The sequence below is a fragment of the Glaciimonas immobilis genome, from assembly GCF_011947285.1.
Classification (GTDB): domain Bacteria; phylum Pseudomonadota; class Gammaproteobacteria; order Burkholderiales; family Burkholderiaceae_D; genus Glaciimonas; species Glaciimonas immobilis.
In genome coordinates this window covers 231,107-243,324 of sequence record NZ_JAAOZT010000001.1, presented here as the reverse complement: position 1 = coordinate 243,324, position 12,218 = coordinate 231,107, and the positions used below count along the sequence as shown (strand labels likewise).

Here is a 12,218-nt window from a genome sequence, read left to right as displayed (position 1 = left end):
TTTGGGCATCAACATTTGGTTAACCATTCCAGAACGCACTAATGCCAGCAATCCCATAAGCGCCGTTTTGTTGAGCGCAATCCAGCGACTGATTTGTCATTCCACCCAATGCATAAACACGAAGCTTCGTTTGCTTTGTGAGAGAAGCAAACTTTTCCCACCCCAACGGTTGCGCTTCTGGATGACTCGCTGTCGGTAAAACAGGCGACAAAGTCACCAAATCCGCACCCAGCATTTCCGCTTTTTTTAGCTGTTCCAGCGTATGACAAGCGACCGAGATCAATTTATCAGAACCAAGAGGTCGTTGCTGCAAAGTAGCCAGGCGTGTTCCATCCAGATGAACCCCCTGAGCATCCACTTCATTGAGGAATTTCGGGTCGGCATTCAGCAGCAGGATTGCACCGTGTTGCTGACAACAATCCAGAACATCGGTCGCTAATTTTTTGTATTGTGTGGGGTCGAGTGTTTTTGCCCGCAGTTGCACCAGTCGGATACCAGCAGAGAGGGATTTATCCAGTTGACGGATAAAATCCGCCGTGTCGTTTTTGCTGGCTGGCTCGGGCGTTACAAGATACTTTGGAGGTAATGCTAGCTTTGATATGTCCACGTTCTTTTTTCCGAGCTTCAGGAAGCGCTGCTAGTCAAAGTATATAGAGCGCGCCCAAAGGTATGATTACCGCTATAACGAAAAAATTACCAACGCCAGATAATTTCGAATTTTTCTTCGCATAGATGTACTAGATATATTCGCCGCCCCCGACGAATTTGTTAAGTCACTTAGCAGCACCAAAAGGCCGAGAGTATCGTGATCGCTTGATGACACTATTTCTGAAATACATTCTACTAAATCAAGCCCCAAGCACACTACCCTGCGGCACGCAATCAAGGTCATTACGTAAATCATTGACCACCTCAAAAAACGCTTTAATCACGGGCGCTTCGCGGCGCTCTGCCAGGCAGGCTAGTTCCAGATCGATGAACATCGGTGCTTCTGCGATTTGTAAAATTCTGAGCCGCGCGTCCGGGTATATCGCGTCCAGTGCGATCCCCACGCCGACCCCGGCTGCAATCGCTTCACGGATCGCATCCTGACTATCGATTTCTAAAACGCGGCGGACGCTGACGCCGCATTCTGCCAGATAATCGTCGAAGACTTTTTGCTGCATCGAGCCGCTTTCTCGCGTGACGATGCGTTGCCCCTCTAATTCTTCCACATGAATATCGGTGCGATCAAACCATGGGTGGCTGGTGCCGACCAACAAGGCGATTTTGGCGCGTCGATAAGGGACCGAAAAAAAGCGCTTATCGCCCAAGCGTGGGAGTACCGCGATGTCGGCCTGTAATTCCAGGAGGCTGCCGCTCAGTTCGCCGGAATTTCCGAAAGCCACGGACACGCGTACCTCGGGATAACGCTTGCCGAAGGCGACCACCATTTGCGTGACTTGCACCGGATCGAAAGCGGCGATCCGGATGCGACCTTCTAGCAGACCGCCGGCGGCGCGCAAGGTTTCTTCGGCCTCGGTTTCCAGCGTAAAAATGCGGTGCGTGATCGACAGCAGACGTTGACCTGTATCGGTCAGTTCGACATTGTGGCCGTGACGGGAAAATAGTTCTACGCCAAAGCGCTGTTCGAGCGCCTTCACGTGCGTGGTGATGCTGGGCTGTCCGACAAACAACGCGCGCGCAGCGGCCGTAAAGCTGCCGTGCAGGGCAACCGCGTGAAAGCAACGCAGCTGATGAAAGTTCATGGCCAAAAGACGCTCCTCGTTCCACTTATATGGCGGAATTGTAGAGGACTCTGCGCTTTAACGGTTTGCTTCTTTGTACTTCTCGCACTTCCTTGTGCTGTCCAAGAACGTCTTTTACTGTAAAAAGTAGACCGCCGACGTTTTACGAACAACAAACACGTTCAATAAACACAGGCAATAACGATGCAAAAATGACAAAGGTCGCACACGACAATAACGCCGGGCGACCTTTGTTGTGACGCTTTTGCGCCAGCTTCTATTGCTAATTGCTATGTTGCGGCGTTATTCGGTAACAGTGTGCTTTACAGACTACCGATTAACCAGCTTTGCGGGGATAGTGAATACCAGCAGTCCGCCAATGACCAGACTGGCCGCCAGTACCAGCACCCCATTGTTGGTACTCGCAGTGACAGTCTTGACCCATCCGAGCAGATAAGGACTGATCAGACCGGAGACGCTACCAATTGAGTTGGCCAGCGCAATACCGGTTGCAGCTGCAGCGCCGCCCAGAATCGTCGGTGGCAATACCCAGAATTGCGAAATCGTGCTCATGATCCCCATCGTTGCGAAGGTCAACGCTACCATCGCGATCACGGTGTTTTGCGCGTACATCACACTAAACAACAGACCCAACGCACCGACAAAACCGGCCAGCGCAAGATGCCAGCGTCGCTCTCCGCGCTTATCTGAGCTACGTCCCACGACGATCATCGCCACCGTGGCAGCGGCATAAGGAATAGCGGTGAGCAAGCCAATATTGAGTGGGTCGGCCACGCCGCTGGCTTTTACGATGGTCGGTAGCCAAAAACTGACGCCATACAATCCCATTGTGAAAAATAAATAGATGAAGCTCAACAACCACACCTTGGGATTAGTAAATCCGTCGCGTAGCGAATGTAACGCTTTGCCTTGTTGATCCGCTGTCAGATTTTTTTCCAGCATCTTGCGCTGACCAGGCGAGAGCCATTTGGCGTCAGCAATTTTATCATCGAGAAAAAAGTACGCCATAACGCCCAGTATTACCGTCGGGATGCCTTCCAGCACGAACAGCCACTGCCAGCCTGCCAAGCCGTGAGATCCGCTCATCGCATGCAAAATCCAGCCTGACACCGGTCCACCGATCACGCCCGACATCGGAATACCCGTCATGAAAAGCGCCGTCACCTTGCCGCGTCGCGAACCCGGAAACCAGTAGGTGAGATACAGCAATATGGCAGGAATAAAGCCCGCTTCTGCTACGCCAAGAATAAAGCGCATGATATAAAAACTAGTCGGCGTCGTAACGAACATCATCGCGCCGGAAATCACGCCCCAGGTGACCATGATGCGCGCAATCCACAAGCGCGCGCCGACCTTTTGCATGATCAGGTTACTAGGAATTTCAAACAGCAAATAGCCGACAAAAAACATCCCTGCGCCAAGCCCGTAGACAGCTTCGCTCAAGTTGAGATCGCTCATCATCTGTAGTTTGGCAAAACCCACGTTCACACGATCCATGTACGAACAAACATAGCATAGGAACAGGAAAGGGATCAGACGCCACATGACCTGCGCGTAAGTTTGTGAATCGGTCCTGGTATTGCCCTGTAAATCGAGCGTAGGATTATTGACGCCCACGCCAGTGGCGTCGACCGTTGTTGTGACCATGTATTGTCTCCAGTTTTTTTAACTTATAACTTGGGAAAGCGGATGCTTTTCCAAGTTTCAGGGCCCTCTAGGGTTTACGGACATTCGGCTACAAACCCTGCGGGCTCCCGGCAGTTTTTATTATTCAGGTCTGGTATGCGTCCTGTGCGCACTACCAGACCTGACTACTGCGGTTTTATGACAAAGCAATGAAACAAAAATACATCAAACCCATTAATCGAACATGTCGGGTTGGGTGGCGACCAGATGTTCATAGATCGGCTGAAAATGCAGCCATCCGATATACGGGCTACCAACGTGTTCACGGCTGTAGCGCGCACGATCCGGTGTCACCATAGTCGGTTTAATCCCGCTGGCTTCTATCAGCAACTGCTGTTGGCAGACGCGTTCGAGCGCGATAAACCAGAACGCTGCGGATTCGATACTGTGTTTGCTGACCGTCATCAAGCCGTGATTTTGATGAATCACTGCTTTGACGTCTTTAAATTGGCCCGCCACCGAGTAGCCTGCACCTTCTTCTACCGCGACAGCACCGGCCTCGTCGTTGATGACGATATGGTCTTCAAAAAAGACCGCCGCATCTTGCGTGATCGGGTCCAGCATACGTCCGGTCGCCGCCCATGCGGTGCCATAGATGGTGTGCGCGTGGCACATGGCAATGATTTCCGGATGCAGTTCATGTACCGCCGAATGCAACACAAACCCGGCACGATTCAATGCGTAATCGCCTTCAACTACTTCCCCCTTATGGTCGGCAAGGATCAGATTGGAGACCTTGACCTGAGAGAAATGGACCGCCATCGGATTGGTCCAGTACAGATTAGGAAACTCCGGATCGCGCACCGTCAGGTGACCGGCGAAACCGTAATCCAAACCGTGCACCGCAAACGCACGGCAAGATGCTACAAGTCTTTCTTTGCGATGCTGACGCTCTTGTGCGTGCGTCTCAAATTTGGGAATACTCGGAAATTTAAGCCCCTTTTGTTTAGGCTGATAAAGCGATACGCGCTCGATAACTTCTGACATGGTGTTCTCCTCGTTTTTTGATTGGATGCAGTATTTTTGTACCGCATTTCTAGTATTACTTTTATTTGATAAGTCCAGTTTGTTTGATGTTCCGCACTGAATAACGACTTTACGGCGCGTCTTTACAACGTCTTGCGCCTTGTCGACGGCGATCCTTCCGCCTTGTCAATGACTGGATACATCATCGGACTTACAAAGCGTCTTGACAAACGATACCTTTTCACGAATGATGAATCCAATTCACCTATATATCATGAGAAAACTTCCTAGCTTTTTTGCGTTACGTGCCTTTGAATCTGCCGCCAGGCAGGGCAGCTTTGCGCTCGCCGCAAAAGAGTTGCACCTAACGCCCTCGGCGATCAGCCATCAGGTGCATGGATTGGAGGCTTATTTCGGCAAACCGTTATTTGACAGACTGACGCGGCGTGTGGAATTGACGCCCGACGGCACGCAACTCTTGTCCGGCTTATCGCGCGCCTTTGATTTGATCGAGTCGTCCTGTGCTGACATCAGCCTGCCGGAAGAGACCGAGTCCCTTGCAGTGCATTGCACGCCAAGTTTTGCCTCAAAATGGCTGGGCCCTCACCTGCCCCAGTTCATGCAGGCATTTCCCCGGATCACTATTCACATGTCATCCAGTGCGGATCCGATCGATTTGATTCAGCATGAAGAGATCGATATCGCCATCGCGTATGGCAGCGCAAAGGCACGCTCGGGCGTCACCATTGAAGCGTTGGGAACTGAGGTTATTGCACCGCTCTGCTCGCCGAAGCTACTCACAGGGAGTGCCGAGATTGACATCAACGCCATGACCGGTTTCACATTAATCGACTCTCAACTCAGTCCTGTGACATGGCAAAACTGGTTCGACCTGCATGGCCTGACACTCCCAGATCGACCACGCCTGTCATTTGATCGCGGCTCGCTGGCGATATCTGCGGCGTTAAACGGTTTGGGCGTTTCTCTGGAAAGTACACGTCTTGCGCGGCAGGAGATTGCCAGCGGGGAATTAGTGCAACTAGGGACAACCACGTTTCGACCCCTCATACGAGAAATGCATTTTGTGTGTTATCGAGCGGCGCGCGCTAACAGCCGGAAAATTAAATCGTTCCGAGACTGGCTTTTTATCCAAACCGACATCGTTTGAACAAACTTGGTGATGAACAAAAAAATAATTTTTAAACATATCTTCGAAAAAAACACGCCTGGACCCGCACATTACGATGCCGCAAAAAGAACGCGCCAAAGGGTCGGTACTAACTCCTTCACCTCCCACCAATTGTTCCTGCATTTTTAAATATATCTTCATCCTTACGCTTTGTTCTTCAAAGTTATACAACCGGCCTTGGGTTATTAACCGCAAGAAACTATTGCTTTATTAATCCTACGCAACAGAATGAGTCCCGGAAAAAAGTTAAAAGCGCAAGCAGGACGGTGTTTAACGAGCAATAAACTAAATAAAATAATTTCCCTGCAACATCAAGCGAAGATGAACATAATGAAAAAATATTACCGGGTGTCATTCTTCTTATAGCGGTGCCCACAGCCTGTACAAGCGCTAATGCGGCAACCGCTACATCCAACATGGTCAATACAGTGACCCTCGTTAACAGTTGCACCATTACCGCACAAGGCATTACAACGACATACGATCCGGTGGCCGCCAACGCAACTACCAATCAAGACGTGACGGGGCAGCGTGACTACCACGTGCACGGTGGGTTCCGCTCCTATTATTACGTTAGGACAATGTTTGAACGGCAGTAATTGATCCACCGATGCGGCGCCACTTCGCCGACTTTCCAGTTGAGGTGCCCTGGCAGCGTATCTGAATTATTCGCTCTACGCCGACATGGGCCGCACAGTGATCCGGGATAATACTTCAGGTACTGCACCGCTTCCCGTAGTGGCGACCGCTGCGCAAACGACAAATACGATCTATGCACGCATTCCCTCCGCTCAAACATTTGTCAAAGCGGCGGTTTATACAGACAATGTTATCGCGACGGCAACCTATTAATCGGACCGGGATGCAGTTGTTTGTCAGCAGTGTTTCAACACCACTAGAGTGCTTCCCTGACTCAGCTCGCCACGACCTCGTTCACTAGCGCGCCCTTCAAGTCCGCAATGGCGGCCAGTTTGCGCAAAACATGGGCCGCAGCGACGAAACCGAAGGTCGCGGTAACGACCACCGCTGAACCATAACCTGCGCAGTTCAGGCCGGTAACAGAGGTGCTTGCAGAGGCGCTGGGAGGGGCGCTGACGGCAGCGGCGACCTTGCCATTTGTTGCGTCTGAAGTCGCAGCTGAGACTGGACTGATCGGCAGCCTTAATGGTTCAGTTGAAAACACAGCATCGATACCGAATTTACTTTTTTCACCGCGCGGAAAACCATGTCCCGACCGTAACAGCTTGCGTACCTTTGCCAATAAAGGCTCCTGCTCGGTACGTGCTAAATCACGCACTTCAATACAGGTAGGGTCGACCTTGCCGCCAGCACTGCCAATGGTGATCAGAGGTATATTATGGTCCCGGCAATAAGCAATCACCGCAGTCTTGGCGCGGACATCGTCGATGGCGTCAATAACGTAATCAAAATGCTTGCCGCCTAGCATTTGGTCCACGTTGTCGATGGCAATAAAGTCCTCGACTTCTGTGACTGCGCAATACGGATTAATCTGCTTGATGCGATCCGCTAAAGCAGTCACTTTTGCTTGCCCGAGGGTAGCGGTAAGCGCGTGAATCTGACGGTTGACGTTGGATTCGGCCAAATTGTCGAGATCAATCAACGTTAACTTACCAATCGCACTGCGGGCCAGCGCTTCGACCGCCCACGACCCGACGCCGCCGACGCCGATTACGCATACATTTGCCCGCCGAAAACCTGCCAGCGCAGGTGCCCCATAGAGCCGTGCGATACCGCCAAAGCGACGGTCAAAATCGATGTTATCTTCGGTGACTGCATCAGCAGCGGATAAAATCTGGGCGGGGAGGACAGATGAGGACATAAGTTCTTACAAAAAGAGTAAAATAATAGATATCAAATAAACAACATAAGTAATGACTGCAAGCTCGGCACGCCCCGTAAGGCAACGCCATTAAGATTAAGCACCATGCGGAAGCACTTAACCCCAAGCGCCAGATTCTCGCTATGTCGTCTATTTTACCGAACCATTCTTCTGAATGTATTTCCACGTAGACAGTCTGACGTTGGCATTGTAACCGGGCAGCCAAATGTGGTTTTAATGCACTTTCTGCAAGGTCGGGTATTTTCAGTGCGTTCAGCGTGTTTACGCTGACTCCGGAGAAGTGTTCTAATAGCAGAATTGCTCTGCGCAATATCTGCCATTATAAATTTCGTTTTATGACCTTCACAGGATAAATATGGACAAGCCCCTTTTCGACGCAGCGCCGGATTTCGATCAGCCGATTGCCGTACTAAAACACTGTCACGACCGCATCCGCAAACAACTGACAACGCTGGAACGGTTGCGGGCACATTTGCCGGAACATGGCGCGGACGATGAGGCGCAACAGGCGGCGACCGCGGTGCTGCGCTATTTCAGTAAATCTGCACCGCATCACCATGAAGATGAAGAACAGGATTTATTTCCGATGCTGACTGCGACCGCCAAAGATGACGACGCGGAAGTCTTGCGCAGGCTAGGCCCGGAAATCGTCAGCGAGCATTTGCAGATGGGACAGTTGTGGACCAGGCTGGAAGAACAACTGGCTGCGATTCAGGACGGTCAGACTGCGCTACTTTCGAGTGCTGATGTCACGCTTTTTTCCAGCCTGTATCTGGCCCATATGGAGAAGGAAGAAACCTGGATTGCACCCATGGCAAAACGCATCTTTAGTCCGGCACAAATGTCCCAGTTAGGAACAGCCATGCAACGCCGCAGAGGAATGTTGGCATGAGCGACCAGAATACCAAAGCGTTGTCGATCGCTGATCTGCGCACCGATTACAGCCATGCAAATTTATCCCGGTCGGATACCGATCCCGATCCGATGGCACAGTTTGGCAAATGGTGGGAAGAAGCCGTGCAGGCAAAAATACCAGAGCCGAACGCGATGAGTCTAGCCACCGTTAACGCAGAAGGAAAGCCCTCATCGCGCATAGTTCTGGTCAAAAAATTCGACGCCGGCGGCATCACATGGTTCACCAATTATGCCAGTCGCAAAGGTGAAGAATTGGCGCTCAACCCCCACGCAGCGCTACTCTTTCACTGGGTAGAGCTGGAACGTCAGGTGCGGTTTGAAGGTAAAGTTGTGCTCGTGTCGGAGGCAGATAACGACGTCTACTTTGCCAGTCGCCCGTTGCGTAGTCAGCTCGGTGCGATCGCATCGGATCAGAGTCAGCCTATCGCTAATCGCGCGCTACTGGAGACCCGTTTTCTGGAGGCCGAAAAAAAATGTGGAGAGCACCCGCAACGGCCAAAAAACTGGGGTGGCTACAAACTTATTCCGGATACGGTAGAATTTTGGCAAGGACGGCGATCTCGCTTGCATGACCGGATCGTGTATCGGCTCGATGAATATGGCGTCTGGCAACGCGAACGATTGCAACCATAACCTCAGCCATAACCACCCTGCAACCGCTTATAAAAGTGGAAGAAAGTTGGTCGCAAATGACCACAAATGACAATAGTCTGAGTGTGAAAGTGCCGGCTTTTTTAGCGTTGGTTATTCTGAGGAGAATACAGAATGTTCTGGGAAAAGAAACTTGAGAACTGGGTCGACGAAGTCCGCAATCATGCGACCTTACCTTTACGGCTTGAATTATGGAACGGACAGCGCTTTGATTTTAGCAGTGCCGTGGCACCCGATGTCACCGTGCGCGTCCCTAACGCATCCTCTCTGGCGTATCTGCTGACACCATCATTATCCAGTCTTGGCGAAGCTTATGTAGAAGGAAAAATCGAAGTCGAAGGCAAGCTCAAGGAAATCATCAGCGTTGCCAATGGCCTCGCTTCTGCCTATCTGAAGCCCGAAGGAAAATTTGGCCGCGTCACACGCAGCATTCGCCACAACAAAGGTAAAGACGCAGAAGCGATTCGCTATCACTACGATGTATCGAACCAGTTCTACCAACTCTGGCTCGATCAAAACATGGTGTATTCGTGCGCATATTTCGAGAATGGGGATGAAGATTTATTCAACGCACAGATCAAAAAAATAGACCATATTCTGACAAAAATCCAAATCAAACCCGGCCAGAATTTGCTGGATATCGGCTGTGGCTGGGGCGCGCTGGTAATCCGTGCTGCGCAAAAATTCGGCGCAAAATGCGTGGGGGTCACCCTTTCCGAAAATCAATTTTCGCTCGCCAGAGAACGTGTCGCGCAAGCAGGATTAGCGGACCAGATCGAAATACGATTGCAAGACTATCGCGAGGTGACGGGTACATTTGACCGCATCACCAGCGTGGGGATGTTTGAACACGTCGGACTCAAAAATCTCTCGATGTATTTTTCAAAGATAAACGCATTGTTGGCTGACGATGGCGTGGCGATGAACCATGGCATCACCACGACCGACATAGACAACGGTGAATCCCCGTATGGCGGCGGTCAATTTATTGAAAAATATGTTTTCCCCCACGGCGAGTTACCGCACATCGGGTTCGTACTCAAAAGCATGCAGGAAGGTGGACTGGAAGTCATGGATGTCGAAAATCTACGCCGGCACTATGCCAAAACCTGCGGCATTTGGGCCGACAATATTGAGGCCCGTTCGGACGACGTCAGGCAAGCTTCGGATGATCGCCACTACCGTATCTGGCGTTTGTATCTGGCGGGTAGCGCCTATGGATTTGAGCGGGACTGGATGTCACTCTTTCAGGTAATCTGCCGAAAATCTGGTCGTAGCGCGGCGACCCTGCCCTGGTCGCGTAAGTATATCTACGCTGCGGGGTAGTACACGGCCTCGCGCGTGGAGCAGGCGTTTCAATATCGTACACTCAGGTCCGCGCCTTCAGGTTTGTTATAACAGCATGCAGGCTTGAATGCCCATTGCAGCCGAGTCTGTTACCGGCGACTATCAGCGCTACCTTTGATTGTCGCGATTTTGGTACGGCATCGGCTTCAGAGGTAGTCGCATGACGACTTTCGTCCCCTCTCCAGAGGTGCCTGAAATATTTAGCTCCCCCCCAAAATGAAGGGTTCGCTCGCGCATGGCGAAGATACCCCACGATTTTTCATCCAAATGTTGATGCTCTTTAATCCCTTTACCGTCATCCTTGATCTCAAGTGTGAGGGTATTACTTTCGTGAATAACACGAAGTTTCACCTGTTTGGCCGAGGCGTGCCGCACCACGTTGGTGAGTGCTTCCTGCACTACCCGAAATAACATCGTGCTACGCTCAGCATCCAGATCAATGCCGACTGCCTCATCGCTAAAAATACACTCGCACTGAAGACCCGTACGTACTTCGACTTGTCCCGCATACCATTCTAACGCGGCCCAGACGCCCAACTGATCAAGCACGCTTGGCCGCAGATCAGTGATAACGCGCCGCACGGTTTCTATGGCAGCATCCGTCTGATCGACTGCCTCTACCAATAGCAAATCCTCCGGACGCCCCGCGCGTAAAGAGCGGTCGAGTGAAACAGAGACGTTGGCTTTAATCCCGGTCAATACCGCACCCAAATCATTGTGGATATTCAACGCGATGCGTTTGCGCTCTTCTTCCTTTATCGTTTCCTGATGGTCAATAAGCTTACGCAATGCTGCACGAGATTGTTGCAGGTCGGTTTGCGCCTCTTCAAGCCGATGTACTTTATCGGTCAGGCTCTCGTTCAGGCGGCGCAACTCACGCCGCGCATGATGCTGTTCGGTTTTATCACTGCCGTCTACAAAAATAGCGGTAACCCGACCGCTGGCATCTTTGATCGGTTGAAATACGAAGTCCAGGTAATAGTGTTTTGCTGCACTGTCGGCGCGGGCCGGCAAGTAGACCGGCATCTCGGAAGCAACATAAGGCACCCCGGTCCTGCATACGCCATCCAATAATTGGAGCAATCGGTGCTTCTCGAATTCTGGCAGCGCATCCTTGACTGACTTTCCGAGCAAGTCATATCGGGAGAACAATTGCATGAAGGCTGTATTGGCAATATCGAGCGTGTACTCGGGCAATTTGATCATGGCCATGAAACTGGGCGCATGATCAAACATATGCTGCAGTTGACCCGCCGCAAATTGCGTTGCTTGTAACAACGTGACGTTTTCGCACTCAGCCAATACCCTCCTGGTGGTTTCCATTACCACCACAAACACGCCACATGCGCGCCCGCATTCATCCCGGGTCGGCGCATAAATGATTGTAAAATACCGCGACTCGGTAACGCCGGAGGGAGAGATCACATATTTCTGATCTTCCAGAAGGACGCGCTCGCCAGTGTCTAGCACGCGGTTGTAGATGGCCGCATTGAACTCCCACACTTCAGGCCAGCAATCCTGCGTGCGCTGTCCCAACGCTGTGGGATGGCGCAGGCCGAGAATCGGTTGATAGGCGTCGTTATAAATTTGAATTAAGTCAGGCCCCCACAACACGATCGTCGGGATCGGAGAATCAAGGGCCATGGTAACGGCGATGCAAAGACTTACAGGCCAGTCTGATATCGGCCCCAGCACGGTGTCGGCCCACTGAAACTGGCGAACCATCTCCCCCATTTTGCCCCCCTCCGGCGGCCACGTGTCAGAAGTAATTGCCAAAATAAATCCCCGTCTAGTGTCGGTTTATCAGTGTGGTATCAGTCGCGCAGATTTTTCAGGCGGCACCCGGCAAATACTA

At 51.5% G+C, this 12,218-nt stretch carries 11 protein-coding genes; 5 read left to right on the top strand and 6 right to left on the bottom strand.

The features are described from left to right. Positions 1–19: 19 nt before the first annotated feature. The 4 genes from HAV38_RS01105 to HAV38_RS01090 form a co-directional block, all read right to left on the bottom strand. Positions 20–607: a thiamine phosphate synthase gene (locus tag HAV38_RS01105; RefSeq protein WP_245182126.1), complete on the bottom strand. Its 588-nt coding sequence runs from the start codon at positions 605–607 to the stop codon at positions 20–22. A gap of 241 nt (positions 608–848) precedes the next feature. Further along, entirely contained in the window at positions 849–1,748 is a 900-nt protein-coding gene (locus HAV38_RS01100) for a LysR substrate-binding domain-containing protein (RefSeq protein WP_168051576.1), read from the bottom strand. 309 nt (positions 1,749–2,057) lie between these two features. Beyond that, positions 2,058–3,395 (bottom strand): MFS transporter, encoded by a 1,338-nt coding sequence (locus HAV38_RS01095; RefSeq protein WP_168051575.1) that lies wholly within the window; start codon positions 3,393–3,395, stop codon positions 2,058–2,060. A gap of 213 nt (positions 3,396–3,608) precedes the next feature. Next, the gene (locus HAV38_RS01090) at positions 3,609–4,421 is read right to left on the bottom strand and encodes a class II aldolase/adducin family protein (protein WP_168051574.1); all 813 of its coding nucleotides are present in this window, start codon (positions 4,419–4,421) and stop codon (positions 3,609–3,611) included. 253 nt (positions 4,422–4,674) lie between these two features. Here HAV38_RS01090 and HAV38_RS01085 point away from each other — a divergent pair, with 253 nt between their 5' ends. Both HAV38_RS01085 and HAV38_RS22200 read left to right on the top strand, forming a co-directional pair. Beyond that, entirely contained in the window at positions 4,675–5,568 is an 894-nt protein-coding gene (locus HAV38_RS01085) for a LysR substrate-binding domain-containing protein (protein WP_168051573.1), read from the top strand. Positions 5,569–6,237: 669 nt separating this feature from the next. Beyond that, positions 6,238–6,441, top strand: a complete 204-nt coding sequence (locus HAV38_RS22200) for a spore coat protein U domain-containing protein (protein WP_375791680.1) — start codon at positions 6,238–6,240, stop codon at positions 6,439–6,441. Positions 6,442–6,502: 61 nt separating this feature from the next. Here the strand turns inward: HAV38_RS22200 and tcdA are convergent, their stop codons facing one another. After that, the gene (gene tcdA, locus HAV38_RS01075) at positions 6,503–7,429 is read right to left on the bottom strand and encodes a tRNA cyclic N6-threonylcarbamoyladenosine(37) synthase TcdA (RefSeq protein ID WP_168051570.1); all 927 of its coding nucleotides are present in this window, start codon (positions 7,427–7,429) and stop codon (positions 6,503–6,505) included. Between the two features lie 376 nt (positions 7,430–7,805). Here tcdA and HAV38_RS01070 point away from each other — a divergent pair, with 376 nt between their 5' ends. The 3 genes from HAV38_RS01070 to HAV38_RS01060 all read left to right on the top strand — a co-directional run bounded on the left by HAV38_RS01070 (position 7,806) and on the right by HAV38_RS01060 (position 10,342). Next, on the top strand, positions 7,806–8,342 hold the full coding sequence (locus HAV38_RS01070) for a hemerythrin domain-containing protein (protein ID WP_168051568.1): 537 nt from the start codon (positions 7,806–7,808) through the stop codon (positions 8,340–8,342). A 20-nt stretch (positions 8,343–8,362) separates the two neighbouring features. Next, positions 8,363–8,998: a pyridoxamine 5'-phosphate oxidase gene (pdxH, locus tag HAV38_RS01065; RefSeq protein WP_168051994.1), complete on the top strand. Its 636-nt coding sequence runs from the start codon at positions 8,363–8,365 to the stop codon at positions 8,996–8,998. A 132-nt stretch (positions 8,999–9,130) separates the two neighbouring features. Continuing rightward, the gene (locus HAV38_RS01060) at positions 9,131–10,342 is read left to right on the top strand and encodes an SAM-dependent methyltransferase (RefSeq protein WP_168051566.1); all 1,212 of its coding nucleotides are present in this window, start codon (positions 9,131–9,133) and stop codon (positions 10,340–10,342) included. A 129-nt stretch (positions 10,343–10,471) separates the two neighbouring features. Here the strand turns inward: HAV38_RS01060 and HAV38_RS01055 are convergent, their stop codons facing one another. Then, positions 10,472–12,139, bottom strand: coding sequence for a PAS domain-containing sensor histidine kinase (locus tag HAV38_RS01055; RefSeq protein WP_168051564.1), 1,668 nt, complete (start codon positions 12,137–12,139; stop codon positions 10,472–10,474). Between the last annotated feature and the right edge of the window lie 79 nt (positions 12,140–12,218).

Excerpts from the sequence above, each read along its gene's own strand:
- HAV38_RS01085 (WP_168051573.1), top strand. The coding sequence starts at position 4,675 with ATGAGAAAACTTCCTAGCTTTTTTGCGTTACGTGCCTTTGAATCTGCC.
- HAV38_RS01090 (WP_168051574.1), bottom strand. The coding sequence starts at position 4,421 with ATGTCAGAAGTTATCGAGCGCGTATCGCTTTATCAGCCTAAACAAAAG.
- HAV38_RS01095 (WP_168051575.1), bottom strand. The coding sequence starts at position 3,395 with ATGGTCACAACAACGGTCGACGCCACTGGCGTGGGCGTCAATAATCCT.
- HAV38_RS01100 (WP_168051576.1), bottom strand. The coding sequence starts at position 1,748 with ATGAACTTTCATCAGCTGCGTTGCTTTCACGCGGTTGCCCTGCACGGC.
- HAV38_RS01060 (WP_168051566.1), top strand. The coding sequence starts at position 9,131 with ATGTTCTGGGAAAAGAAACTTGAGAACTGGGTCGACGAAGTCCGCAAT.
- tcdA (WP_168051570.1), bottom strand. The coding sequence starts at position 7,429 with ATGTCCTCATCTGTCCTCCCCGCCCAGATTTTATCCGCTGCTGATGCA.
- HAV38_RS01070 (WP_168051568.1), top strand. The coding sequence starts at position 7,806 with ATGGACAAGCCCCTTTTCGACGCAGCGCCGGATTTCGATCAGCCGATT.